This is a genomic window from Vibrio sp. 2033, assembly GCF_033339735.1.
The window spans coordinates 30257-57220 of record NZ_JAWOVC010000005.1; the positions used below are offsets into that span (position 1 = coordinate 30257).

The 26964-nt window shown below is 45.2% G+C and carries 24 protein-coding genes; 18 read left to right on the forward strand and 6 right to left on the reverse strand.

The window, feature by feature from the left end; all coding sequences use genetic code 11:
* Position 1 precedes the first annotated feature (1 nt).
* The 16 genes from R7P74_RS09045 to R7P74_RS09120 all read left to right on the forward strand — a co-directional run bounded on the left by R7P74_RS09045 (position 2) and on the right by R7P74_RS09120 (position 14616).
* Positions 2–2236: a chemotaxis protein CheA gene (locus R7P74_RS09045; RefSeq protein ID WP_262681168.1), complete on the forward strand. Its 2235-nt coding sequence runs from the start codon at positions 2–4 to the stop codon at positions 2234–2236.
* Between the two features lie 29 nt (positions 2237–2265).
* On the forward strand, positions 2266–3378 hold the full coding sequence (locus tag R7P74_RS09050) for a protein-glutamate methylesterase/protein-glutamine glutaminase (RefSeq protein ID WP_005380504.1): 1113 nt from the start codon (positions 2266–2268) through the stop codon (positions 3376–3378).
* 8 nt (positions 3379–3386) lie between these two features.
* Entirely contained in the window at positions 3387–4166 is a 780-nt protein-coding gene (locus R7P74_RS09055; protein ID WP_005380505.1) for a ParA family protein, read from the forward strand.
* Complete coding sequence (locus R7P74_RS09060) at positions 4156–5232, forward strand: chemotaxis protein CheW (protein ID WP_318072773.1); 1077 nt, start codon at positions 4156–4158, stop codon at positions 5230–5232. The genes R7P74_RS09055 and R7P74_RS09060 overlap by 11 nt, the downstream gene beginning before the upstream one ends.
* Positions 5233–5267: 35 nt before the next feature.
* On the forward strand, positions 5268–5762 hold the full coding sequence (locus R7P74_RS09065) for a chemotaxis protein CheW (protein WP_005380507.1): 495 nt from the start codon (positions 5268–5270) through the stop codon (positions 5760–5762).
* A 13-nt stretch (positions 5763–5775) separates the two neighbouring features.
* Positions 5776–6270: a DUF2802 domain-containing protein gene (locus R7P74_RS09070; protein WP_031777229.1), complete on the forward strand. Its 495-nt coding sequence runs from the start codon at positions 5776–5778 to the stop codon at positions 6268–6270.
* Positions 6271–6560: 290 nt separating this feature from the next.
* A complete protein-coding gene (gene ccmA / locus R7P74_RS09075; RefSeq protein ID WP_005380511.1) occupies positions 6561–7178 on the forward strand; it encodes a cytochrome c biogenesis heme-transporting ATPase CcmA in 618 nt (205 codons plus the stop codon).
* Between the two features lies 1 nt (position 7179).
* Positions 7180–7848 (forward strand): heme exporter protein CcmB, encoded by a 669-nt coding sequence (gene ccmB, locus R7P74_RS09080; RefSeq protein WP_005380512.1) that lies wholly within the window; start codon positions 7180–7182, stop codon positions 7846–7848.
* Between the two features lie 109 nt (positions 7849–7957).
* Positions 7958–8701, forward strand: coding sequence for a heme ABC transporter permease (locus tag R7P74_RS09085; RefSeq protein WP_005380513.1), 744 nt, complete (start codon positions 7958–7960; stop codon positions 8699–8701).
* A gap of 11 nt (positions 8702–8712) precedes the next feature.
* Positions 8713–8919, forward strand: coding sequence for a heme exporter protein CcmD (gene ccmD, locus R7P74_RS09090; RefSeq protein ID WP_005380515.1), 207 nt, complete (start codon positions 8713–8715; stop codon positions 8917–8919).
* Complete coding sequence (gene ccmE, locus R7P74_RS09095) at positions 8916–9401, forward strand: cytochrome c maturation protein CcmE (protein WP_005380516.1); 486 nt, start codon at positions 8916–8918, stop codon at positions 9399–9401. Before ccmD ends, ccmE begins: the two co-directional genes overlap by 4 nt.
* On the forward strand, positions 9398–11374 hold the full coding sequence (locus tag R7P74_RS09100; protein WP_017635943.1) for a heme lyase CcmF/NrfE family subunit: 1977 nt from the start codon (positions 9398–9400) through the stop codon (positions 11372–11374). The genes ccmE and R7P74_RS09100 overlap by 4 nt, the downstream gene beginning before the upstream one ends.
* Position 11375: 1 nt before the next feature.
* Positions 11376–11930, forward strand: coding sequence for a DsbE family thiol:disulfide interchange protein (locus tag R7P74_RS09105; RefSeq protein ID WP_005380518.1), 555 nt, complete (start codon positions 11376–11378; stop codon positions 11928–11930).
* Positions 11927–12412 carry a cytochrome c-type biogenesis protein gene (locus R7P74_RS09110; protein WP_005380519.1) on the forward strand — a complete coding sequence of 162 codons (486 nt, stop codon included), beginning with the start codon at positions 11927–11929 and terminating at the stop codon, positions 12410–12412. Before R7P74_RS09105 ends, R7P74_RS09110 begins: the two co-directional genes overlap by 4 nt.
* Positions 12412–13626, forward strand: coding sequence for a c-type cytochrome biogenesis protein CcmI (gene ccmI / locus R7P74_RS09115; protein WP_318122813.1), 1215 nt, complete (start codon positions 12412–12414; stop codon positions 13624–13626). The genes R7P74_RS09110 and ccmI overlap by 1 nt, the downstream gene beginning before the upstream one ends.
* Before the next feature lie 216 nt (positions 13627–13842).
* Complete coding sequence (locus R7P74_RS09120) at positions 13843–14616, forward strand: MlaA family lipoprotein (RefSeq protein ID WP_005380523.1); 774 nt, start codon at positions 13843–13845, stop codon at positions 14614–14616.
* A 74-nt stretch (positions 14617–14690) separates the two neighbouring features.
* Here the strand turns inward: R7P74_RS09120 and R7P74_RS09125 are convergent, their stop codons facing one another.
* From R7P74_RS09125 to R7P74_RS09140, 4 genes are all read right to left on the reverse strand, one after another.
* Positions 14691–16007, reverse strand: coding sequence for an outer membrane protein transport protein (locus R7P74_RS09125; RefSeq protein ID WP_054576273.1), 1317 nt, complete (start codon positions 16005–16007; stop codon positions 14691–14693).
* 309 nt (positions 16008–16316) lie between these two features.
* Positions 16317–17594, reverse strand: a complete 1278-nt coding sequence (locus R7P74_RS09130) for an outer membrane protein transport protein (RefSeq protein ID WP_149192451.1) — start codon at positions 17592–17594, stop codon at positions 16317–16319.
* A 297-nt stretch (positions 17595–17891) separates the two neighbouring features.
* Positions 17892–18623: a DUF3379 domain-containing protein gene (locus R7P74_RS09135; RefSeq protein WP_005380527.1), complete on the reverse strand. Its 732-nt coding sequence runs from the start codon at positions 18621–18623 to the stop codon at positions 17892–17894.
* On the reverse strand, positions 18616–19191 hold the full coding sequence (locus R7P74_RS09140; RefSeq protein WP_005380528.1) for a sigma-70 family RNA polymerase sigma factor: 576 nt from the start codon (positions 19189–19191) through the stop codon (positions 18616–18618). The genes R7P74_RS09135 and R7P74_RS09140 overlap by 8 nt, the downstream gene beginning before the upstream one ends.
* A 723-nt stretch (positions 19192–19914) precedes the next feature.
* On the opposite strand from R7P74_RS09140, the gene fadI reads away from it, so the two are divergent.
* Together fadI and fadJ are read left to right on the forward strand one after the other, a co-directional pair.
* Positions 19915–21222: an acetyl-CoA C-acyltransferase FadI gene (fadI, locus tag R7P74_RS09145; protein ID WP_005384447.1), complete on the forward strand. Its 1308-nt coding sequence runs from the start codon at positions 19915–19917 to the stop codon at positions 21220–21222.
* The gene (gene fadJ / locus R7P74_RS09150) at positions 21222–23333 is read left to right on the forward strand and encodes a fatty acid oxidation complex subunit alpha FadJ (protein WP_318122814.1); all 2112 of its coding nucleotides are present in this window, start codon (positions 21222–21224) and stop codon (positions 23331–23333) included. Before fadI ends, fadJ begins: the two co-directional genes overlap by 1 nt.
* 62 nt (positions 23334–23395) lie before the next feature.
* Here the strand turns inward: fadJ and R7P74_RS09155 are convergent, their stop codons facing one another.
* Together R7P74_RS09155 and R7P74_RS09160 are read right to left on the reverse strand one after the other, a co-directional pair.
* Positions 23396–23650, reverse strand: coding sequence for a hypothetical protein (locus R7P74_RS09155; RefSeq protein ID WP_005384444.1), 255 nt, complete (start codon positions 23648–23650; stop codon positions 23396–23398).
* Between the two features lie 167 nt (positions 23651–23817).
* Positions 23818–26595, reverse strand: coding sequence for an insulinase family protein (locus tag R7P74_RS09160; protein WP_318122815.1), 2778 nt, complete (start codon positions 26593–26595; stop codon positions 23818–23820).
* Between the last annotated feature and the right edge of the window lie 369 nt (positions 26596–26964).

The window sequence follows — 26964 nt, forward strand, 5'->3', positions numbered from 1 at the left end:
TATGAGCTACGATTTAGACGAAGATATTCTTCAGGACTTTCTCATTGAGGCTGGGGAAATTCTCGAGCTGCTTTCTGAGCAGTTGGTTGAATTGGAAAATAACCCAGAAGACAAAGACTTACTTAATGCTATTTTCCGCGGGTTTCATACCGTAAAAGGCGGTGCCGGCTTCCTTTCATTGGCAGAGCTAGTCGATACTTGTCATGGTGCGGAGAACGTGTTCGACGTTTTACGAAACGGTCAACGCACGGTAACGCAAAACTTAATGGATACGATGCTAAAAGCCTTGGATACGGTTAATACCCAGTTCCAGGCTGTTCAAGATCGTGAGCCGTTAGAAGCTGCGGACCCTGAGCTTCTTGAAGAACTTCATCGTCTATGCAAACCTGAGTCAGAAGATGAAGTAGCGGCAACCGTAGTTGAAGAACCAGTGGCTACTCCAGAGCCTATTATTCCCGAGCCTATCATCGAAGAACCTGCTGCGCCGTCAGCACCATCAAGTGTCGGCTCTGTTGATGAAATTACCCAAGACGAATTCGAAAAGCTACTGGATGAGCTTCATGGTAAAGGTTCAGCGCCAGGCAACTCAATGTCTGCGACACCTACAACGCCATCTGAACCGCCTCAATCGAGTGCACCATCAGTTGAAAGTGGTGATATCACTGATGATGAGTTTGAACGCTTACTCGATGAACTGCACGGTGTAGGAAAAAGCCCTTCTACGGCAGAGGCTGCTGCATCTGTACCAGTAGAGCCACCTAAAGCGGCAGAGCCTTCCGCTCCAGTGTCATCTTCATCAAATCAAGACAGTGACTTAATGACGGACGAAGAGTTCGAAAAGTTACTCGATGAGCTACATGGTTCAGGTAAAGGTCCAACGCTAGAAGAATTGGATATGGCAACGAAGCCAGCGTCAGCAAACGTAGAGCAAAGCCCTGCGAAACCTGAGCCTGTTGCTAAGCCAGCACCCGTTCAAGCAGCGCCAGCACCAAAGCCAGAATCTAAACCAGTCGCGGTAAAAGAAGAAGCCAAAGCACCAGCGGTTAAAAAACCTCAGGCTGAAGCAACCGTTCGTGTTGATACCTCGACACTTGATACCATCATGAACATGGTGGGTGAGCTCGTATTGGTTCGAAACCGCCTATTAAGCCTTGGTTTGAATAGCGACAACGAAGAGATGTCCAAAGCGGTCGCTAACCTTGACGTGGTAACTGCGGATCTACAAGGCGCGGTAATGAAAACGCGTATGCAGCCAATTAAGAAAGTGTTTGGCCGCTTCCCACGCGTTGTTCGTGACTTGGCTCGTAACCTAAATAAAGACATCGTGCTAGAAATGCGCGGTGAAGAAACCGATCTCGATAAAAACCTTGTAGAAGCATTGGCCGATCCGTTGATTCACTTGGTGCGTAACTCGGTTGATCACGGTATTGAAATGCCAGACGCACGCGCGAAGGCAGGCAAATCACGCACAGGTAAAGTGATTTTGTCAGCATCGCAAGAAGGGGACCATATTGAACTATCCATCGTAGATGATGGTGGCGGTATGGACCCGAACAAACTGCGTGGCATCGCGGTGAAGCGTGGCATGATGGATGAAGATGCGGCGGCACGTTTAACAGATAAAGAGTGCTTCAACCTTATCTTCGCACCTGGTTTCTCAAGTAAAGATAAAATTTCTGACATTTCTGGTCGTGGTGTGGGTATGGACGTGGTTAAGACGGCGATCAATACCTTAAACGGTTCAATCGATATCGATTCTGAGCTAGGCAAGGGCACTAAGATTACGATCAAAGTACCACTAACGTTAGCGATTTTACCGACTCTGATGGTTGGTGTTGGCGGTCACCCTTTTGCTCTACCACTGGCTTCGGTGAGTGAAATTTTCCACTTGGATCTTAGTCGTACAAACGTGGTAGATGGTCAGCTGACGATTATTGTGCGTGAGAAATCTATCCCACTATTTTACTTACAAAACTGGTTGGCATCCAAATCGCAAAACGTCCAAGAGCGTACTGGTCACGGTCACGTGGTGATTGTACAGATTGGTAACCAGCGCGTTGGTTTTGTTGTGGATACGCTTATTGGTCAAGAAGAAGTGGTTATTAAGCCACTCGATAATCTATTACAGGGCACTCCAGGTATGGCTGGTGCGACAATTACTAGCGATGGCCATATTGCATTAATTCTAGATGTGCCTGATTTACTTAAGCGATATGCTGCGGCTTCACGCCTTTAAGCAAAGCTGACGTTATTAAAAGGAATAAGATGGCGATTAAAGTACTAGTCGTTGATGATTCGAGTTTTTTCCGACGTCGCGTGAGCGAAATCATCAACTCAGAATCGCGCCTAGAAGTGATTGACGTTGCGGTAAATGGTAGAGAGGCGGTTGAGAAAGCCAAATCTCTCAAACCTGACGTCATCACGATGGATATTGAAATGCCAGTGATGGATGGCATTACAGCTGTACGTGAAATAATGGCCGCTGCTCCAACGCCAATTCTAATGTTTTCGTCCCTGACCCACGACGGGGCGAAAGCTACGCTTGATGCGCTAGATGCGGGCGCATTGGACTTCTTACCGAAAAAGTTTGAGGACATTGCGCGTAACCGTGAAGAAGCGGTGTCATTACTTCAACAGCGTGTGATTCAGATTGCCTCGAAGCGCGCTTTCATGCGTCGACCTATCGCTCGCCCAACAGCGAGTACCAGCACGACTACTCGATCATTAGGTTCAAGAACGGCTTCACCTGTGACTCCAACACCAACTCGACCTGCTGCGACAAAGTACCGTGCTTCTGGTAAGAAGTATCAACTGACGGCAATTGGCACATCAACAGGTGGCCCCGTTGCTCTACAAAAAATTCTGACGCGCTTGCCGATGAACTATCCGCATCCGATTGTATTGATTCAACACATGCCAGCAACGTTTACTGCTGCGTTTGCCAGTCGTTTGAACACCTTGTGTAAGATTCAAGTGAAAGAAGCACAAGATGGCGATGTGTTACAGCCCGGTGTGGCATACCTTGCACCAGGTGGGAAACAAATGATGGTGGATGGACGAGCGGGCGCTGCTCGTCTTCGCATTATTGATGGCGGCGATCGCATGAACTACAAACCATGTGTGGATGTGACTTTTGGTTCTGCCGCAAAAGTATATGGCGACAAAGTGCTCTCTTTAGTGTTGACAGGCATGGGTGCAGACGGTCGTGAGGGCGCTCGCATGTTGAAGTCTTCAGGCTCAACAATTTGGGCACAAGATGAAGAAAGTTGTGTTGTTTATGGCATGCCCCAAGCGGTTGCTAAAGCAGGCATTTCTTCAGAAGATTTACCGCTTGACCGCATTGCTGAACGCATGTTGGTGGAAGTTGGCCTAGCTTAGGATTCATCATGATTGTTTGGAGTGTAGCTAACCAGAAAGGAGGCGTGGGTAAAACCACCTCAACAGTGACATTGGCGGGCTTATTGAGCCAGAAAGGCCATCGAGTATTGATGGTTGATACTGATCCTCACGCCTCACTGACTACTTATCTCGGTTATGATCCTGATGCAGTAACTTCGAGCCTATTTGATTTATTCCAGTTGAAGACGTTTTCTCGTGAGACGGTTAAGCCGTTGATTTTAGAAACAGAGCTGGAAGGAATGGATATCATTCCCGCGCATATGTCCCTTGCCACGCTTGATCGCGTAATGGGTAATCGCAGTGGTATGGGATTAATCTTAAAACGGGCGCTGCAAACTGTCTCACAAGACTATGACTATGTGTTGATTGACTGTCCGCCAATCCTTGGCGTGATGATGGTGAACGCGTTGGCAGCCAGTGACCGAATTTTGATTCCTGTTCAAACAGAGTTTTTGGCAATGAAAGGTCTAGAGCGCATGATGCGTACGCTAACCATTATGCAAAAATCTCGCCCGGGCGGTTTCAAAGTGACTATCGTCCCAACCATGTACGATAAGCGCACGAAAGCGTCATTGCAGACATTGATGCAACTGAAAAAAGATTACCCAAATCAAGTGTGGACCTCAGCGGTGCCTATTGATACCAAGTTCCGCGATGCCAGTTTAAAGCACTTGCCAGCTTCGCATTTTGCATCTGGTAGCCGTGGTGTGTTTGCCTATAAACAGCTACTGATTTACCTGGAGAGGTTGGCGTTCGATGAGCAGTAATGATGTGCTGTCCAGTGAACAAGCACTTGATGACTACTTTAATGCATTACTGGATGATGAAACTGAAATAACGACTCTTGAGGAAGACCTTGACCTGTTGGCTCAAGAGGTATCATCTGCAGAGCCAGAGCCAGAGCCAGAGCCAGAGCCAGAGCCAGAGCCAGAGCCAGAGCCAGAGCCAGAGCCAGAGCCAGAGCCAGAATTGCAGCTACAATACTCGGAGCCAGAAACGTACCAGTTTCAAGAAACATATCCGCCAGAGTTGGAAGCTCCAAACCTGGAAGATGTTCAAAGGCTATTAAGTCAGCTTGAAGCAAGCAACCCAGTGGCTGAGTTGGATATTGATAGTATTCTTGAACAAAATACGATTGATATTGCAGCAGAGATAAAAGCGGCTGAGCCTGAGGTACAAACCTTTAGTGAGGTGCCTGAGCTTCAGGGTGTTGAGGAAATACAGGACTGGGTGATTGATGAGCCAGTTTTTGAGGAAGCTCAACCAGAGGTGGATGAACCTCACGCAGTGATCGAACAAAGTATCAATATAGAATCGAACGTCGATACTGAACTCGAAACACAAGCAGATTCCGATATACCAACGGCCTGGGAGAGTACGAAGCGAAGTGAGGACTTCCAAGTTCTTTACTTTGATGTGAATGGTGTCACGTTTGCTGTACCTCTTGATGAGTTAGGTGGTATTCATCGCATTAGCGAGCTTAACCATTTGATAGGAAAACCCGCCTGGTATTTGGGGCTACAAACAAATCGCGAGCAACAGTTTGATGTCGTCGATACCGCGAAATGGGTGATGGCAGATAAGCTTCGTGATGATAGCTATAAAGATAACTACCAATATGTCGTCATGCTTGGTGAGAGCATGTGGGGGTTGGCCAGTAACCAATTAATGGGGACTGAAACGCTTAATATCGACAAGGTTCGCTGGCGTGAGCAGGCGGGTAAACGCCCTTGGCTAGCGGGCATGGTAAAAGAAAAAATGTGTGCCTTAATTCATGTCCAGGCGCTCATTGACATGCTAAACGCCGGTTTAGATGTCAAATCACTGAATTAGATTTAAGTCGGGAACGACATTAACGAGGATTAACTATGTCTCAAGCTTTTGAAGTAGAAGTGAAGAAAGATGCATCGAATGACGAAGTTCTTCAGTGGGTGACGTTCCAGCTAGAAGAAGAAACGTACGGCATCAACGTAATGCAAGTTCGTGAAGTACTTCGTTATACTGAAATTGCCCCTGTTCCAGGTGCACCAGATTATGTACTTGGTATCATCAACCTACGCGGTAATGTAGTTACTGTTATCGATACACGTTCACGTTTTGGCCTGATGGAAGGCGAAGTCACTGACAACACTCGTATTATTGTGATCGAGTCTGAGCGTCAAGTGATTGGTATCTTAGTAGATAGCGTGGCAGAAGTCGTTTATCTGCGTTCTTCTGAAATTGATACGACGCCTTCAGTTGGTACCGACGAGAGTGCGAAGTTCATCCAGGGTGTGAGCAACCGTGACGGCAAGCTTCTTATCCTTGTGGATTTGAACAAGCTGCTAACAGATGACGAGTGGGACGAGATGGCTCACCTTTAATGGCTGAATGATGATGGCTGAAGAGACTCTTTTATCTGCTCCATTCCTTGCGGGTGGCGTCGCTTTTATCGTGTTAGTATTGGTTGTTTTGCAACTGCGGATTCGCTCGGGGTTACAAAAGCAGTTAGACCAACAACGAGCTCAATCTCGACACGCAGATAAAGAAGTGCAAAAGTTGAGTAAGCAGTTACTCGAAGTGCGCTCGGTTGTCGTTGGTCTTGGGCAAAAAGTGACGGAGCAACAGGACATTATTCAGCACTTAAACGAGAGAATTCGCGAACTCGAACACGCTGATACTGATGGTCGCTTGTACAGTCGCGCTTCTAAAATGGTACAGCTTGGCGCTGATATCAACGAGCTGATTGAAGAGTGCGAACTACCAAAAGCCGAAGCTGAGTTGATGCTTTCACTGCAGAAGAAACTGGCGGGGAAAGAGAAGATTCCACCATTAAGTGGTCAGCCATCAGATGACGCAGAATATCCAACGCGTGGACGTCGTCGACGCTAAAGGTTATCAAGCGATAAAAAAGAGGCGTTATTACGCCTCTTTTTTTGTTTTTAGCCGCTAATGCTCTTCTTGAATACAACCCTAGATAAACTTCAGTCGATCTTGCTCTTAGCTCTGGCCTCTCAAATTCAAAATGAGCGCTTATAACTACTTATAGTTAATTTTATTAAAGTGTGATGATTAATTAACAAAAATACATGAACTTACATGTAACCTAGCCCTCTTATCCTGTTTTGTCATAACTAAGCTGTGCTAATATAGCGGCTCGTTCATTTTTTAGTTGAAGCTCTATGTTAGAAGTGTCTAACCTGACAGCAATCCGTGATGAAAGGGTTCTGTTTGAAAACCTGCAGTTTGAAATTAAGCCTGGTGAATTGGTCCAGATCGAAGGGCGTAATGGTACTGGTAAAACTACATTGCTACGGATTGTGACAGGGTTAGGTGATAGAGAAGAAGGTGTCATTAAATGGAAAGGCGAAGAGGTTGAAAAATCTCGTGATGTTTTCCATCAAGATCTGCTTTTCTTAGGACATCAAACAGGAGTGAAACGAGAGCTTACCGCATTAGAAAACTTACGTTTTTATCAATCTATTCAAAATAATCGCTCTTCAGACGAAGAAATCTTTATCGCTTTGACTCAAGTAGGATTAGCTGGTAGAGAAGATGTGCCTGTAGCACAACTTTCCGCAGGTCAGCAACGACGAGTCGCATTGGCAAGGTTATGGCTCAGTAAGCAAATTTTATGGATCTTAGATGAGCCGTTGACTGCCATTGATAAGCAAGGTGTCAAGGTGCTTGAATCTTTGTTCGCAAGTCATGCTGATAATGGCGGTATTGTTGTGTTGACGACGCATCAAGATATGTTTGCGGACAGCCCGAAACTTAGAAAAATAAAGCTGGGTGACTGATATGATTTCCTCGATGACCACCATCATTCGTCGTGAGCTCCTAATCGCATTTCGCCGTCAGGCAGACATTCTGAACCCGCTGTGGTTCTTTATTATTGTCATTACTCTCTTTCCTCTGAGTATTGGACCAGAGCCTAATTTGTTAGCACGTATTGCAGCGGGCATCGTTTGGGTTGCCGCATTGCTGTCCGCCTTATTATCATTAGAGCGTCTATTTCGTGATGATTTTCAAGACGGTGCACTAGAACAAATGATGCTAATGCCGATTCCATTGCAACTTGTAGTGGTTTCAAAGGTCATAGCACATTGGTTGTTAACAGGGTTACCTCTGATTTTAATTAGCCCATTATTGGCGGTTTTACTTTCGCTCGACTTCAATACTTGGCTATCGGTTGTATTAACCTTGATGATCGGTACACCAACACTAAGTTTTATTGGCGCCATTGGTGTGGCGTTGACTGTTGGGTTGCAAAAGGGTGGCGTTCTTTTGAGTTTGCTTATTCTTCCGCTCTACATCCCAATTTTGATTTTCGCAACATCGGCAATTGATGCTGCCGCACTCGGTATGGCGTATAACGGTCAACTAGCGATTTTAGGTGCGATGCTAATGGGGGCGATGACATTAACGCCTTTTGCCATCAGTGCCGCATTACGAGTTAGTGTTAACTAACTCAATAAAGTGCCAATGAAGCGGCGCTTGATCAAAGAATTATTATTAAAGCACTGCTACGGTCTCAACCCTTTAGACAGTGTCCCTGAAGTAAGAGTGAGAACAAAACATGTGGAAATGGCTACATCCTTATGCCAAGCCAGAAGCAGCTTATCGTTTGAGTGGTAAGTTTCTGCCTTGGTTTTCTGTATTGGCCCTCGTATGCTTATCGGTTGGTACGGTTTGGGGGCTTGCATTTGCGCCTTCAGATTACCAACAAGGTGACAGTTTCCGAATCATCTACATTCATGTCCCATCAGCTATTTGGTCTATGGGCGTTTATATGTCGATGGCGATCGCTGCATTTATTGGCCTAGTATGGCAAGTTCGCCTATCTGATATGGCGGCACTTGCGATGGCTCCGATTGGTGCAGTATTTACTTTTATTGCTCTACTTACAGGTGCTGTTTGGGGCAAGCCTATGTGGGGCACTTGGTGGGTATGGGATGCCCGTCTTACATCTGAATTGATTCTTCTATTTCTCTACCTTGGTGTGATTGCGCTTTACCATGCGTTTGACGATCAAAAAACCGCCGCAAAAGCTGCTGGTATTTTAGCGATCGTAGGCGTAGTAAACCTACCTATCATTCACTTTTCCGTGGAATGGTGGAACACGCTTCATCAAGGTGCGACGATCACGAAATTTGAACAACCTTCTATTTCATCCGACATGCTTTGGCCGTTATTGCTGAACATCTTTGGCTTTGCGTTCTTCTTTGGTGCCGTGACGATGGTCCGTTTTCGTAACGAAATCATCAGTAAAGAAAGTCACCGCCCTTGGGTGCGCAAACTCGCAACAGAACAAACTCAGTGAGGTAACTGATTATGCATTTTGAATCTCTGAGCGACTTTTTTGCCATGGGTGGCTACGCATCATACGTATGGAGTGCGTTTGGTATTACTTTCTTATCCATGCTGATTCTTCTGATCACTAGCCTTCGCCGCGGTGATGCATTATTGAAAGAAGTGAAAGCAAAAATTGACCGTCAAGCTCGTATCGACGCAGCGAAGAACATGGAGAACACCTTATGAACCCGAGACGTAAAAAGAGGCTAGGTATTGTACTAGCGATCTTTATCGGTATTAGTGCCACCATTGGTTTGATACTTTATGCGCTTAACCAAAATATGGACCTTTTCTACACTCCAACGGAATTGGTTAATGGTAAGCCAGATGGCACCAAGCCAGAAGTAGGCCAGCGTCTGCGTATCGGTGGAATGGTGGTTGTGGGCTCAGTTCGTCGAGATCCTAATTCTTTGAAAGTGAGTTTTGACCTGCACGATGTCGGTCCGAAAGTGACGATTACCTATGACGGTATTCTTCCTGACTTGTTCCGTGAAGGGCAGGGTATTGTTGCTCAAGGTGTACTGAAAGATGCCACGACAGTTGAGGCATTTGAGGTCCTAGCGAAGCACGATGAAGAATACATGCCACCAGAAATTGCAGAAGCGATGAAGAAAACGCATGAACCGCTTCAATACAGCACCGAACAGAAACAAGGAAGCGGCCAATGATTGCTGAAATCGGTCACTTTGCTCTCATTCTTTCGCTTGCAATGGCAGTGCTGTTGAGCGTATTGCCATTGTGGGGAGCATCGAATAATAACACCATGCTCATGAACACAGCGCGACCGCTATCTTGGTCTATGTTCCTGATGCTGTTGTTCTCTTTCGCCATTTTATGTTGGGGATTTTATACCAACGACTTCACGTTACAGTATGTAGCGAGCAACTCGAATAGTCAGCTTCCTTGGTACTACCGTTTAACCGCAGTATGGGGTGCACACGAAGGTTCACTGTTGCTATGGGTGTTAATCCAAGCTGCTTGGACTGTCGCAGTAGCGACGTTTAGTCGTGGTATGCCGCAAGAGTCGGTTGCACGTGTACTTGCTGTTATGGGCATGATCTCAGTGGGTTTCCTACTGTTTATCATCCTAACGTCGAACCCATTCCTACGTACGTTACCGTTCTTCCCGGTTGACGGACGTGACTTGAACCCTCTGCTTCAAGACCCTGGTTTAATTGTTCACCCGCCAATGCTTTACATGGGCTATGTTGGTTTCTCGGTTGCGTTCTCTTTTGCTATCGCATCCCTAATGACCGGACGCCTTGATACGGCTTGGGCTCGTTGGTCTCGTCCTTGGACAACCGCAGCATGGGTATTTTTAACACTTGGTATCGCACTAGGTTCTTGGTGGGCTTACTACGAACTTGGCTGGGGTGGCTGGTGGTTCTGGGACCCAGTAGAAAACGCATCATTCATGCCTTGGTTAGCGGGTACCGCATTAATGCACTCTCTTGCCGTGACAGAAAAACGCGGCACATTTAAAGCGTGGACGGTACTATTGGCAATCTCTGCATTTTCGTTGAGTTTGTTGGGCACCTTCTTAGTCCGTTCCGGTATTTTAGTATCGGTGCACGCGTTCGCGTCTGACCCGTCGCGCGGTATGTTTATTCTAGGCTTCCTCGTTTTCGTTATCGGCGGCTCTTTATTGCTGTTTGCCGTAAAAGGGGCAGCAGTGCGTGTACGAGGTAACTTCGACTTAGTCTCACGTGAAAATGCGCTCTTAGCCAACAATGTATTACTTATCGCCGCTCTTGTTGTGGTGTTAGTGGGGACACTGTTGCCGCTCGTACACAAGCAGCTTGGTTTGGGGTCGGTCTCTATCGGTGCGCCATTCTTTGACATGCTATTTGCGTGGTTAATGATGCCATTTGCTTTCCTGCTTGGTATTGGCCCTCTTATTCGTTGGAAGCGAGACAATTTATCTAAACTTGTGAAGCCAATGCTCGTTTCAGGTGTGCTTGCTTTCGCCTTGGCCGCGCTATGCGTGTACCTGTTTGCCGATTTCTTCTCAACCATGGCTTACATTGGTTGGGTGATGGCGATTTGGATTATTGCGATGCATGGCTTTGAACTGTACGAGCGAGCAACGCACCGTCATAGCTTTAGTGAAGGTGTTCGCAAGCTGCAACGTAGCCACTGGGCAATGATGTTGGGTCATGTTGGTCTGGCGGTATCTGTTATCGGTATTGCGATGGTACAGAACTACAGCATCGAGCGTGATGTACGTTTAGCACCTGGTGAACACTTCCAAATTCAAGGCTATGATTTCTATTTCTCAGGCTTGCGTGATAAAGATGGTCCAAACTACGATGGCTACATCGCAGACTTTGAGATCACACACGATGGCAAATACGTGAATACGCTTCACGCAGAGAAGCGCTTCTACCGTACGGCTAAGTCTATGATGACTGAAGCAGCCATTGACCGTGGTATTAGCCGCGACTTATACATTGCAATGGGTGAACGTTTAGACGACAACCGATCTTGGGCTGTTCGTATTTACTATAAACCGTTCGTTCGATGGATTTGGGCTGGCTCTTTGATTATGGCATTAGGCGGCGCACTAGCGATTTCTGATAAACGCTACCGCTTCCGTAAATCGCCGAAGAAAAACGCGAAGTCAAAAGAGCAGGAGGCATAACATGAATAAGAAAATCTTATTTATTCCGCTTGTCGCTTTCATGATTCTAGCGGGCATTTTCGCAACCCAATTAATGCGTAACCAAGAGGGCGATGATCCAACTAAATTGGAGTCGGTTTTGGTTGGCAAGCCAGTTCCTGAATTTCATTTAGAAGACCTGGCTGAGCCTGGAAAACAGTACGACCAATCAATTTTTAAAGGTGAACCGTTGCTCTTGAACGTTTGGGCAACGTGGTGCCCAACGTGTTATGCAGAGCATAAATACCTAAACGAATTGGCGGGTAAGGGCGTTAAGATCATCGGTATGAATTACAAAGATGATCGTAATAAAGCAATAGGTTGGCTGAATGATCTCGGCAACCCGTACTTGATCAGCCTATTTGATGGCAGTGGTATGCTTGGCCTTGACCTTGGCGTTTATGGTGCTCCAGAAACATTCATTATTGATGCAAATGGTGTGATTCGCTATCGCCATGTAGGGGATGTAAACCCACGTAATTGGTCAGAAACACTGGAGCCGCTTTACAACAAATTGGTTGAGGAGGCGAAGCAATGAGAAAGCTAATTCTTGCCGTTTTTGCTGCGATGACATTATCTCTTGCTGCTCATGCGGCCATTGAAGTGTACGAGTTTGATAATTTGGAACAAGAACAGCAGTTCAAAGAGTTAAGCCATACGCTCCGTTGCCCTAAATGTCAGAACAACACGATCTCGGATTCTAACGCTGAACTTGCTCAGGACTTACGCCATAAGGTGTACGAAATGACCAAAGAAGGTAAGTCCAAAGATGAGATTGTTGATTACATGATCGCCCGTTACGGTAACTTCGTGACTTACAACCCACCATTTACGGTCGCGACTGCGATTTTGTGGCTAGGGCCACTCGCTGTAGTACTGGGTGGTTTTGGTTTGATTGTGCTGCGTAGCCGTAAATCTAAAGTTAAGGCGAAAGCGAGCAGTGACGAGCAATGGGATGAGCAAAAAGAAGCTCGTTTAAAAGCATTGCTTGAAGAAGAGAACAACGGAGATAAGAAGTAATGACACTATTTTGGATTTCCACCGTTGTTCTCACGCTTATTGCTTGTGCGCTGGTGGCTTTGCCGCTGCTTAAACAAAAAGCGAACAATGATGATGTGTTACGCGATGAGCTTAACAAGGCATTTTATAAAGATCGACTATCTGAGCTTGCAGAAGAAACTGACGAAGGTCTAGTTGAAAGTGAAGACGAACTGATTTCTGATCTAAAGCAATCACTGCTTGACGATATCCCTGGTGATAAAGCGCAAAAAGAAACCAAGGTTTCTCCAATCGCGGTTTTAGTTCCATCGGTAATTCTGACGGTGGTGCTGAGCTATGGTTTGTATTATAAATTTGGCGCGTCAGACGATATTGTTCAATGGCAAGAAGTGTCTGCAAATCTACCTGAGTTATCGAAAAAGCTGATGTCGGCTTCTTCTGAGCCGCTGAGTGACGATGAAATGGCGGATTTGACCCTTGCCCTTCGAACTCGCTTACATTACCAGCCGGAAGACTCGACAGGTTGGTTACTGCTAGGTCGTATTGCGTTAGCAAATCGTGATGTCACCACAGCTATCGATGCGATGGAAAAATCGTACCGCCTAGAGCCCAAAGACCCAGATGTGATGTTGGGTTATGCACAAGCTCTGATGCTGTCTCAAGAGGAAATGGATCAAGCGACGGCTCGCTCATTACTCGGCAAGCTGATGCAGCAAGACTATGTCGATCTGCGTGTGTTTTCTTTGTTAGCGTTCGATGCGTTTGAGCGTCAAGACTTCCCGGCAGCCATCAAGTACTGGGGAATCATGCAGCAAATGATTGGTCCAGAAGATAGTCGCTACGAGATGTTGTCACGCAGTATTGAGAGTGCTCGTAAGCAAATGGGCGAAGCGGTTTCACCGGATAAGAGTGTAGCTGTGACAATTGATGTGGCACCAAATGCTCAGTTGGATCCAAACGCAGTTCTGATTGTGTCAGTACATCGTTCAGATGGCTCCCCAATGCCTGTGGCTGCTGCTCGTTATCCGCTAGGTACTTTCCCTCGCACAGTCGTATTAGATGATGGCAATGCCATGATGCAAGGGCAAAAGTTATCTACACTCGATAAGCTCATCGTCCGTGTGCGTGTAGATTCTGACGGTAACGTAGCAACGCGTGATCAAGATTGGCACGGAGAAAGTGACGTCGTTGAATTTGGCGCACCAGTAGAAGTGACCATTGATCAGCAGTATTAATTGTTAACATCTGTCTCTGAAACATGACAACGAGGTAGAGTCAGTTGCCTTTAGTGGTATGACTCTAAACGATCGAGTAGAATACCGAAGGCCAGCGATTGCTGGCCTTTATTTATTCCCATATCTGAGTCATCTTTACTATGTATCCTGCTCAACATACGTACAATGGTTAATCGGGGTGACTTAGGTACATTAATAGTCGTTATGGAAAATAAAATGTATAACAAGGGTAAATCTACCTTCTTGTTGCTGTTAGCCGTTGGACTGGTTGGCTGTTCAAGTGCGCCTGATGAAGCAGTAACAGGACAAGAAACAAATCAAACGACTTCTGATGTGTATGACCCGTTGGAAGGCTTTAACCGAACCATGTGGGAACTCAACTACGAATATTTAGATCCGTATTTGGTTCGTCCTGTATCACTTGCGTATGTAGAATACACGCCAGTTCCTATTCGTTCTGGTATCGCTAACTTCTTATCGAACTTAGATGAGCCAGCAAGCATGGTTAATAACTTAATCATGGGTAATGGTACGAAAGCTGTGGACCACTTTAACCGTTTTTGGATTAACTCGACGTTCGGTATTTTCGGTTTATTCGATATTGCAAGTGCCGCGGGTATTACGAAGTACGACGAGAAAGCGTTCAGTGATGCAGTAGGCCACTATGGTGTTGGAAATGGTCCTTACTTCATGGTTCCAGGTTATGGTCCGTATACCTTACGTGAAGTGACAGATACCGTAGATAGTACGTATTTACCCCTCTCTTATCTCAACTTCTGGGCGAGTTTGGGTAAGTGGGCGTTTGAAGGAATGGAGAAGCGTGCTTTATTAGTACCGCAAGAAGCGCAGCTAGACTCGTCGCCGGATCCATATATTCTAACTCGCGATGTTTATATACAGCGTCAAAACTTTAAAGCAGAAGTTGAAACGGTAGAAGAAGTTAACATCGAAGAAGAAGAGTATTTAGATGAATATCTAGAAGACTTTTAAGCGTTGTTCTTCATAATCGAGAAATGAAAAAAGGCTTAGCTGATACTAAGCCTTTTTTGTATTTTGCAGCTTGGTTAGAAACGGTAGTTTGCTTGAACACCGATTAGCCAAACATTACCCGTAGTTTCGCCTACGAATTGGCCGCCGACTTGTTCTGCAGTGTCGTCTGACTTGTAACCACGAGACTCAACGATTGGTGCGTCTTTCGCAAAAATATAGGTGAAGCCAGCGTCTAGGCTGAAGTCTTTCGTCCAATCGTACGTTGCGCCAATACTTAGCCAAGTGCGGTCAGTTTCTGGAATAGTAATCGTGCGGTTTTTGTCGCTTACCGCTGAAGTATCGTATGCAATACCAGTGCGTAGCGCTAGCTTAGGATCAAGCTGGTAAGTAGCACCAACAGCAAAGCGATAGTTGTCTTCCCAGTTTTCTACTTTAACCATATGCGTGCCAGCAGTATTTAGACGTGCTTCCAATTTCTCGAAAGAGCTCCAATCCGTCCAGTTAACGCTTGCGTGTAACGCAAGTTGGTCTGTTACTTGGTGGAAGCTTGCCAATTCAGCCGTTGCAGGCAGGTTTAGATACATGTAGCCGTTGTCGCGTTCAGAAGTACCGAAGCCAAAACCAAGACCTTCAGCATGGCCTTCAAGCTTTAGTTCAACTTCAGATTTGTACGCGAAGCCGATACGGTTATTTTCATTGATCTGCCATGCTGTACCAACTTGCCAGCCCCAAGCGGTATCGTCACCTTCCATGTATTTTAGAGCAGTACCTTGAGGAACACTGATTGGTTGATTAGTTTCAGGATTTAACCCTACAACGTTATTCTTAGGAGCTGCTGCGCCAAAGCTGCCTTCGCCGATGATGTAACGGATACCACCACCAACGCTGATTGATTCATTGACTTTGTAAGCTGCGTTCAAGTTCGCTTCCATTGTCGTTACGCTTGCTTCGTTACCGAAGTGCGAGGCACCAAAGCCTTTACCTAAATCGGTTTCCATGCCGTAGTTGGTGCCAAATGCCAAACCAATCGCGAATTTCTCATTATATTGGTGTGATAGGTAGAAGTTTGGAATGATTGCATCATGTGCGAAGTCATCTGAAGATGCAGAAGAAGTGCTACCGTGGAAGTTTACATCACCTTCAATATCAATATTTGGGTTCACATAGATTGCACCAACGGACACTTGAGTGCCTTCCAAATAAGTTAGCATTGCTGGGTTACGCCATTGTGCACTTGCGTTGTCAGCCATTGCTGCTTCACCAGCATATGCTCGACCTAGGCCTGTTGCAGAATATTCAGCAAGTTGGAAACCTGCTGCGTTAGCCATGCCCGTTGCGCCAAGTAGGCTTAATGCCACTGCTGTTGATAGAAGAGTCTTGTTGGTTTTCATTCGAATGTTCGCTGATTTGTTTATAACGTGGGACAAAAGTTTAAAGGTAGAGTTTTTACTTTAGAAATGAAAATCCAGCGTAAGTGGTCATTTGGAATATTATGCTTTTAAATGTTATTTGTGCGGTTTAATAATCTAACTGTGAAAGGCTTGTAAACGGAATTCAGCGAACAGCTGTGCGTCCTAATTGTGAGATTTAGATACACGTGTTCACTCAAATTGAGTGGGCAATAAATCGCAGATATGAAAAAAGGCTGGAAATCCAGCCTTTTATATAAAGTATTTTTCTACTAACTAACAGCGAAGCGTTTAGAAGCTACGGCTGTATTGTAAGCCGAATAGAATAGCATCAGCGCGTGTTGTTGCTGACAAGCTCGAGATATTTTGAGGGCTTTGAGCGTCACTTGGGTTGTACATTGGGTTAGGTGTTGATTCATTTACCTCAACATCTTTACCCATTAGGTACGTAAAGCCAAAGTCGACATTTGATTTACTATCAATGTGATAAGTAAAGCCAGTAGAGAACCATTGGCGATCTGAGTCAGGAACGGAAACAGACGTTAAGTCAGCTTGGGCGCTCGTGTCGTACATGTAACCAGCACGAAGTGTCCAGTTATTACTTAGGTAATATGTACCACCAATCGAGTAGTGCCACCCATCTTGCCACTGGTACTGTTTATCGTACGATGAGCCAAGAGGAGAGCCTTTTAAGTTAGAGAATTCAATTTGATCGAAAGTTTCCCAGCCAATGTATTGGATGCTGTAGTGTACAGCAAACTTAGTGTCTTGAATTTTGTGGAAGCCAGAGAACTCGGCCATATCTGGTAAAGGTAGTGTGATTTTTTGACCTTTATCGTCTTTTGCTTCCATTTCTGGACTATGACGGTATGCAAGACCAAATCGATTGTTTTCATCTAGCTCGTACACAGTACCAACATTGAAACCTACAGCCCAACCATCAGCTTCGTCCACATCGACGAGTGTGCCTATTGCAGCATGTTCACGCTTCATTGTACCTTGGCCGTAGATTAAATCTAAACCAGCACCAAAGCTCCATTGTTCATTGAGACGGTAAGAACCTGCAAGGCCAAAGTTTACGCTCTTAACATCAGTTAAGCCGCCATATTCTTTTGCCGCAAAGCTATTGTCGAATTCTGTTTTAGTACCGAAATTAGAGTATGCGTTTACGCCCCATGCAAACTTGTCATTTACAGGAACGATTAGATGAATGTTCGGTGCAATAGAAGTATCGCCAGCGTCGTCATAGTTTGAGTCGACAGGCTTGAACAGTGTTGGTGCTACTTGGCACGTTGAACCACAATATTTCGCATCTTTCACTTCAATCATTGAAGTAATGCTTTCGAAACCTAGCGACAGTTCCATTTTATCAAACAGAGCCATTGCTGCTGGGTTACGAGCCATTACTGCTGCATTATCTGCGATTACTGCATCACCAGCAAATGCACGGCCGATGCCAGTTGCTGATTGAGCGTTGATTTGGAAACCCGCTGCCATCGATTGACCTGAGGCAAAAGCTACCGTTACTGCTAGGAGAGTCTTTTTAAACAGACGCGTGTTCTGAGTCATTTGTTTTTCCTTATTAGATTCGTCTCTTTGGACGATAAATTGAGCTTTTGCTCAGTGGCGCAGATAGTAGTATCAATAATTGCTTGGACAAATCCGACCATTGGATAAAATTGAATAAAAATTGCAGAAATGATGTCTAAAAGACGGGAAATTGCACTTAAAATGCATAATTTAGAGTTTAAGCTCTAAATGGTATAGCGGTGGTGAATGTTTTGCGTTCTATTTATACAAAAATGCCGCTAAATAAGATCATTTAGCGGCATTTAACCTTTTGAAGGCTGGAAATCGTCGAAGTTGTTACATCGGCTTAATCATTGATGCAAGAGTCGTAGCGATAGCATCAATATTTTCACCTTCTTCCCCGACTAAAATCAGGCTTGAACTCCCAACGGGCTGAACGATTCCGGTCATGCCATCCTTATTAAAGTCGGTACTTTGTTCGCTTGGAATACCAGTAATAAATAACGTTACTTTACCTTTTGGACCTTGGAACACCATATGCACCGCATTGGATTCACCAAAACCGCAGTGGTTTAGGTAGTAAACGTGATATGGAAAGTTTTCACTAAACTGGTAATGAAATGGCGACATTTTCGCATTAATTTGCGAGCTCGGTACATCCTCATCAAGATGACGAACAAACGGTTCTTCATGAATTACGTGTTTCATCGCGGTATCCGCTAAACTGGCTTGTGCTGGAGACACCAAAACATTTCCCCAGTTTACTTGACCAACTAATAACCCTGCGGTGAACGCAATAGAAGCGGCAAGTGCCATTGCTTTGCGGACAAAGTTTGGTCTGACGACCTTCTCTTCATCAAGTGCACTCGACGTCTGGCTAAATAAAATCTTATCTGCGAGATCTTCGGGTACATCCACATTCATGGCTTGTTTAATTTTTACATCGAGATCCAAAACGTCATCAACAAACTTATTGTTGGCGTCGCTACCAGCTAAAGCTTGCAGAATCTCTTCATCCTTTTGTTTTGGATCCGACAAAATACGACGACGAAATTCTAAATCATCCATTCTTTTGTCCTCTCTTGGTATCTTGAGAATCCAACATCTCTTTAAGTTGATTACGAGCGCGAAATAGTCGAGTCATCACTGTGTTTTTATTTAAATCAAGAATGTCGCCAATTTCTTCTCCACTGAAACCACCGACAACTTGGAGAAATAAAGGCTCACGGTATTCAACATCGAGCTTCATGATCTGTGCCTGCAGCCATTCTTGCTGATGATGTGAGTCATCGCTGACTTTAGCATCATTGCCGTAATCATCGATATCAACTAAATCAAATTGTTTACGTTCGAAGCGGCGCGCATTTTCTCGTCTCAATATTGTGATGAGCCAAGACTTGGCAGCTTTTTCGTCTTGGAGGCTATCGAGTGACTTCCAAGCTCTAAGACAGGTTTCCTGAACTAGATCTTCCGCGACCGCTTTATCTTTGCACAACCAATATGCGTAGCGGTACAAGTCACGATGATACCCTCGGACGAGCGCTTCGTATTTTCTTTGCTTGTCCATATCAGAGTTGACCGGACTGTTGGAATTTTTCTTTCCAAACATTTTTAATATGGCCACAGGAGCCTCCATCCTCGCTCTGTGAGTTTCTTATTTGTTCTGAGCATGACTTTACTTGCTTCATCGCTTAGCGGTTTTGGTTGCAGGATTTGTCATGCAACCCCTTTGACACAATAAGCCATGTGGTTACCTAAAAGTGTATACGCAAATGTCAGATATCATCGAACACGAATTGATATATATTGTTAACAATATCATCATTAGTAATCAATGGCTTGGATAAGTTCACTCGATGGAGCATTAAAAGGGACTTCTGATGGTGGATTCTTGAATTGTTTTGAATCAATAATCGCTTTAGGTGAGCTTAAAACTCGTAAAATCACTATAAAATTGATCTATTTCAAAATATCAAGCAGTGAAGGGGTTATAGTACACCTTGTCATCTCGTTAGTCATTGCGACTAACATGTTGAGCAAGATGACACTTCCTTTTGAAGGCTGACTTTACTTTCTCCTAATCAGGAAACTGATTACTTTTCAATTGGCGTAAGTTAATTGTTTTATAGATATTCCGACCACACAGTTATGTGTGGTTTTTTTTTTTTGCTTCGATTTTACTTTCCGTATACCTCTTACCGTTTTAACTCTCTATAGTTAACCATTAGTAATCGCATAAGAATCAAAGAAGTAGAGTAATTGAACTACTTGCTTCACGTTTATTTAAACGCACGTTTGATAAATTTAACAAATTCATTACAATGCATCAGGTCAGACCTCTTGTATTTAAGGAGAAACAATGGGCAAGCAGGAAGTAAAAACACGCAATGGTGAGCGTGTCGCTATTGTCGCGGGGCTTCGAACTCCCTTTGCTCGTCAAAGCACGGAATTTAGCCAAGTGCCAGCGGTCGATTTAGGGAAAATGGTAGTAAGCGAAATGCTTGCTCGAACAGATATTGATCCGAAGCTAATCGAACAAGTGGTATTTGGACAAGTAGTACAAATGCCTGAAGCGCCAAACATCGCACGAGAAATCGTGTTAGGCACCGGTATGAACATCCATACTGATGCTTACAGTGTGACTCGAGCGTGTGCAACGAGTTTTCAAGCGGCGGTTAATGTCGCAGAAAGCATCATGGCGGGAACCATCGATATTGGTATTGCTGGCGGTGCAGACTCTTCTTCCGTCCTGCCTATTGGCGTATCAAAGAAATTGGCCGCTAATCTGCTTGCTCTTAGTAAGACAAAAACAATGGGTCAGAAGCTTAGTATCCTCAAAAACTTGAGCTTTAAAGACCTGATGCCAGTGCCACCAGCAGTAGCAGAGTACTCTACGGGTTTATCCATGGGACAAACTGCAGAGCAAATGGCTAAAACACATGGTATTTCTCGCGCAGAACAGGATGCGCTTGCACATCGTTCTCATACGCTGGCTTCTCAAGCTTGGAAAGAAGGAAAAATCCAAGATGAAGTGATGACGGCTTTCCCTGAACCATACAAAAAATGGATTTCGGAAGACAACAATATCCGTCATGACTCAACGGTTGAGGGATACGCGAAATTGCGACCTGCGTTTGATCGTCAGTATGGCAGTGTTACGGCAGCGAACAGTACGCCATTGACTGATGGTGGTGCGGCAGTGATGTTGATGCGAGAAGGTAAAGCGAAAGAGCTCGGAATGGAGATCCTTGGTTACATCCGAGGTTATGCATTCTCTGCTATCGGCGTGGAAAAGGACATGCTGATGGGGCCGACTTATGCCACAGCGAAAGTGCTTGAAAATACAGGCTTGGAACTGTCAGACCTGACGTTGATCGACATGCACGAGGCCTTTGCTGCTCAAGCATTGGCGAATGTGAAGATGTTTGCTTCCGATAAGTTTGCTCAAGAAAACCTTGGTCGCTCAAAAGCGATTGGTGAAATTGACATGGATAAGTTCAACGTGCTTGGCGGATCAATTGCTTATGGTCACCCATTTGCTGCGACTGGTGCGCGTATGATGACGCAAACCCTACGAGAGCTAAAACGCCGTGGCGGTGGTATTGCATTGAATACCGCATGTGCTGCTGGTGGTCTTGGTGCGGCAATGATTCTGGAGGTTGAGTAATGAGCGAGCAAAAAGCATTTAGTCTAAAGGTTGATGAGCAAAATATTGCTTGGTTAGCCATCGATGTTCCTAATGAAAAAATGAATACGCTGCAGGCGGCTTTTGCTGACGAAATGAAAGAAATTTTTGCTCAGCTAAAAGACTCCAGTGGTATTAAAGGGATGATCATCCACTCCCTAAAACCGGACAATTTTGTTGCGGGCGCAGATGTTAGAATGCTAGAAGCATGCACCACAGCAAGTGAAGCGGAAGCCTTAGCAAGGCAGGGTCAGGAGTTGTTCCAGCAGCTATCGGACTTACCGTATCCTGTCGTTGCGGCCATTCATGGCCCATGTTTGGGCGGTGGTTTAGAACTGGCTCTTGCATGTGATTATCGTGTTTGTACGGATTCTGACAAAACGCGTTTAGGTCTGCCAGAAGTACAACTTGGTTTATTGCCAGGTTCTGGTGGTACTCAGCGTCTGCCACGTTTGATTGGCCTGTTACCATCGTTGGACTTGATCCTGACGGGTAAACAACTTCGTGCGAAGAAAGCTAAAAAATTGGGCGTTGTGGACGCCTGTGTGCCTGACACCATTTTGCTCCACGTAGCAAAACAGTTTATCGACAAAGGTAAAAACAAGGGCACGAAAAAGCTATCGACGAAAGAAAAGGTGATGTCTGGTAGCGGGCTAGGGCGCAAGTTTGTATTTGAGCAAGCTGCGAAGAAAACGAATCAAAAAACTCGCGGTAACTATCCAGCAACGGTTGCAATTCTAGAAGTTATTCAACATGGTTTAGAGAAAGGCTTCGCTAAAGGTCAAGAACTTGAAGCGAAGCGCTTCGGTGAGCTTGTGATGAGCTCAGAGTCAAAAGCGCTCCGTTCGATCTTCTTTGCCACAACAGAAATGAAGAAAGAAAATGGCACGGATGCGAAACCAGCACCAGTTCATAAAGTTGGTGTGCTTGGTGGTGGTCTGATGGGCGCCGGAATCAGCCATGTGTCTGTTGCAAAAGCAAAAGTACCTGTTCGCATCAAAGACGTTAGCAACGATGGCGTTTTAAACGCGCTCAACTACAACTACAAGTTATTTGAGAAACAGCGCAAACGTCGCATTCTATCCAAGGCCGACCTGCAAGCGAAAATGCTGCAACTGTCTGGTGGTGTCGACTTTACCAGTTTTAATCATATTGATGTCGTAATTGAAGCCGTTTTTGAAGACTTAGATCTTAAGCAAAAAATGGTGGCGGACATTGAAGCGAACGCTAAGTCAGAAACTATCTTTGCGACCAATACTTCTTCGTTGCCTATCCACAAAATTGCAGAAAAAGCAGAGCGTCCAGAAAACGTAGTGGGTTTGCATTACTTCAGCCCAGTAGAAAAAATGCCTTTGGTGGAAGTGATTCCGCATGAAACGACGTCAGATGAAACCGTTTCAACAGTTGTTGCACTTGCTAAGAAGCAAGGTAAAACCCCGATCGTAGTGAAAGACAAAGCGGGCTTTTACGTGAACCGCATTCTTGCGCCATACATGAACGAAGCGGCGCATATTCTGCTGGCTAACGAACCGATCGAAAAGATTGATACGGCGTTGCTTGACTTTGGTTTCCCTGTCGGCCCGATTACCTTACTGGATGAAGTCGGTGTCGACATTGGCGCGAAAATTATGCCGATTCTGGTTAATGAGTTAGGTGACCGATTCAAAGGCCCGGATGTGTTTGATATCTTGTTAAATGATGGACGTAAAGGACGCAAGAGTGGTAAGGGGTTTTACACTTACAAGGGCAAGAAGAAAGATGTCGACAAATCGGTTTACAAACTGCTTAAGCTCGATCCTGAATCTAAGCTAAGCGATAACGATATTGCGTTGCGCTGTGTGCTGCCAATGCTGAATGAAGCGGTACGTTGTTTGGATGATGGCATCATTCGCTCGCCACGTGACGGTGATATTGGCGCGATATTTGGTATTGGTTTCCCACCGTTCTTGGGTGGTCCGTTCCGTTACATGGACCAATTTGGTATTAAAGAGCTCGTAGAGAAAATGAATGAGTTTGCATCGAAATATGGCGATCGTTACGCGCCGTGTGATGGTTTGCTTACTCGAGCTGGTGAAGGGACAACGTTTTATTAAACGTTGCTTCGGTAGAGAAAAAGGCTTGCCAGTGGCAAGCCTTTTTCATAAATAAGAAATGGTTACTTCTTCTTGTCTTTCTTATCTTTATTGTGGCCTTTACCAGGGTTGTCGTCCCCATGAACGCTGCTATTACCTTTTTTGTCTTTATCATTCCATTGTTTTGAAGAGCAATCATCTGATTTGATGGATACATTGTCTCCGCTAAGGCGCACACAGTCGTCACTTAGTTCGAAACCATCGCCTTTGACTGAGATTTCAGCGTGAGCAGATGCCAATGGCAGTATAAGAGCCACAAGTAAAAGTGCTTTTTTCATGATTACCTCATTAAGTTATTTTTAGTGCGGTAATTAGAGCATAAGCCGCAATGGCGTAATTTCAATTTTCTGCCAATTATGGTGCCGATTCAATCTATGAGACCGACAACCTCATGGGTTTGTAGGTTCATTCTAGTAATCGACAATTTTATTTCTGCGCAACTAGATCACCCCAAGCCGCAATCTTTTGGCCGAAGTTGGAACTCTTCAATCGATCCTATTTCTTGTCCTAGATGGATGCGCGGAGCCTCCGAATGCGCTTGACCTTGAGAGTGCATGATCAAACGATTTGCAGTACGAGGTTTCAATTCGTTCACAACGAAGCGAATCATGTCTGCGCGCGTCAGCTTCTTCAACTCCGCCAGTACCTTGTCACGTTGGTTAAACTCAGTGTCTTTGTTTCCTATCGCAACCCAAAGACGTTGAGCCCGACCTCGAAGTGTGGTGTCCGGCGTTGCTATTTGGTTCCACAAGCCGCGCTTACTGCTGTGCCATTGGTAATCGTTTAACTCTAACAGCACCATATAAAAGGCATTTAAAAACTCATCGATTGAGGTAACCAGCTCGGCAGGTGCTGCATTAGGTGACTGCACATACAGTACAATACCAGGGTGACGATTTAGCGGCATATTGCCAGTGCCTACCATGTAACCTAATTGCTGCTTGGTACGGATTTCGTGGAAAAACGTTGCCGACATAAGGTGATTGGCCAATGAGTATAGCGCGATACTGCGAGGCTCAATATCCTCGCACTGGTGGTAAATAACGACCGCGGAATCTTGCTGATTACAATGCACCTCACGTTGAAAACTGCCATTTTTACCTAGCATAATGAGCGGACGAAGTGCTTCTTCATAACGTTGCTCGTTAACTCTTAGAGCATCTTTTAAAGTCGTTGCCATGTCATGGGCTTGCTGGCGTTGCCAGTCTCCGTAAACAAACATTTCAACGTGCAGTTCTGCAAGAATGGATTCTACGAATACCGAGAGTTCATCGACTTCGATTTCTTCTAGCGCTTCGACTAAGGTTGCGAAAGGCGGGTTATTGGGTTGAAGTAACCCAGTAAGTGCGTTAAACAGCTGCGAAATAGGGCGATCTTGTGAAGCATTTCTCCAGTTTCGTAACAGTTGTTGTTTGATGGTTTCAAAGCGAGCAGGGCTGAAATCTCGAGAAGCAAAACGGTGCAGAATCATTTCTAGCAACTGAGGCAGCTTTTGACTGAACCCTGAGAGGGTTAAGGTCACGCCACCTTGGTGAGCGTACATGTTGTAACCCATCCCTGCGATTTCTGCTTGATAGGTTTCTTTTGCTAGCGAATCGAGGAACATCTCTACACATAAGCGCGTTTTGACGATGTTCTTTGGTGATGCAACGGCATGAGAGCTGTCGATAGCGACATAAACGACACCTTTAGGCACGCGAAATTCGTCATCTTGCAAATGCCACAGCCGAAACCCTTCGAGATCCTCAATCAACTCTGGCAGTGAATCACCATTTTCGAGTGGCATGGGGTCGAGATCGTAGCAAATATAAGGGTTCTTTTCCGGTAAGACGAATTGCCAGCTTGGGTCGATTTGTTGATAGAAACGACGTTGGTCTTCACTAAAAGGTGTGACGGAGTACGGGGTAAAGTACCATTCGGCAGTACGGTTGTATTCCAGGCCTTTAGCAATCAAAGTGACGCGTACATTATCGATGGTTAAGTATCGCAGCAATGAACGCTGTAACTCCTCATCGTAGCCCGCCATTTTGTAGTCACCATAAACCGTGTCTTCCGGTTGATAGTGCTGCATGTTGATCACCAGATGGCTGACGAGATCCATTGGGCGCGATGGCTCTTGGAAGCGGAAAGCCGATTCTAATACCGCTTGTTTTTCGAGATAGCGCCATTCATCTAACCCGTCTTGTTTGATCATCGAGAGGTATTGAAAAACCGCTTGAACGATATCATCAACATGATCTAAGCCGTTTGGCGTCAGGGTGCAGCTTACGGTAAAGTCTCGGTAGTTACTGCCACTCGCGCCGCCGCCCGCTGAGAGAGAGGTAATCCAGCCTTTTTCTTTGAGTTGAAGCATCAAACTGCCTTCTCCTTCATAACCCAACAGGTGAGCAAAGTAGGAGAGTGGCTTCACGCTATAATGCGCATCCATTCCCGACATGGGGAATGTGAGAATCAGTTTACGGAACTCTTTGAGCGGCTCGACTTGAACCAAAATGCCCGTGCTTTCCTCAGTGCCTATCGGTACATCAATCGATTTTCCACGAAGGTGGTGATTTGGGATGTCAGCAAACATGGTTTCTACCCAAGCTTGCTGTTCATCGAGCGACTGTGGCCCAAATAGAGTCAGTGTCATCAAATCGGCGGAATACTGAGAGTGGTGAAACTCCACAATTTCGTCGCGGATGGATTTACCATCTCGGTCGCCAAGAGTATCTAAGTTTCCGACAGAGAATTTTGAAAACGGGTGCTCTGGATTGATGACTTCTTTGTTAACTTGATACAGGCGACGAGAATCATCATTGAGTTTGAGCTTGTATTCGGAGTCGACAGCCTGGCGTTCTTTGTCTAATGCTTCTTCGTTAAACAAAGGTGCGGTAAAAAATTGGCTAAATCGATCTAAGGCACTTTCAAAGGCATTTGGAGCAATATTGAAAAAGAAACAAGTGTGCTCTGTACCAGTCCAAGCGTTGTTTGTTCCACCGTGTTGGCTAATATAGCTTTGAAACTCGCCCACTTTAGGGTATTTTTCCGTACCCAAAAAAAGCATGTGTTCTAAATAGTGTGCCAGACCTTGGCGATCGTTTGGGTCGTCGAAGTGTCCAACGTTCACTGCCAGAGCAGCTGCCGACTGTTGAGCTGTATCGGAATGAATCAGCAGTACACGCAGTTCATTGCTCAAGGTAATGTAGCGGTATTGATTTGAATCGTTAGGACTTAGATGCACGATGCGTCTCCAGATTTCGCATTACAGTAATTTAGGCTCCCCTCGCGGGGGGCGCAAAGTTTGCGTTTCGACAAATACTGCTTGCCGTATTTTTGTTATTCGTAGACTTCTGCACAGGCCCATCGCGTTTGCGTATGGGGAAGAACTGTTTGAGTGAATGCTCTGAACTCATTGCACAGTTAAATAGTGTGATGAACTGAGTACATTCTTTTAATAGATTGTTAAGAAAGTCGCTATCTTTAACAAGCGAATTGGTATAATGAACAGATAATTATATCAGTATTTTTGTTTCGTCATTGTTAAAGTTAGCCCCGTCTATCTAATAAAGATAGCAGTCAACCTTTTGGTAGCGTTAGCTATCCCTAGGAA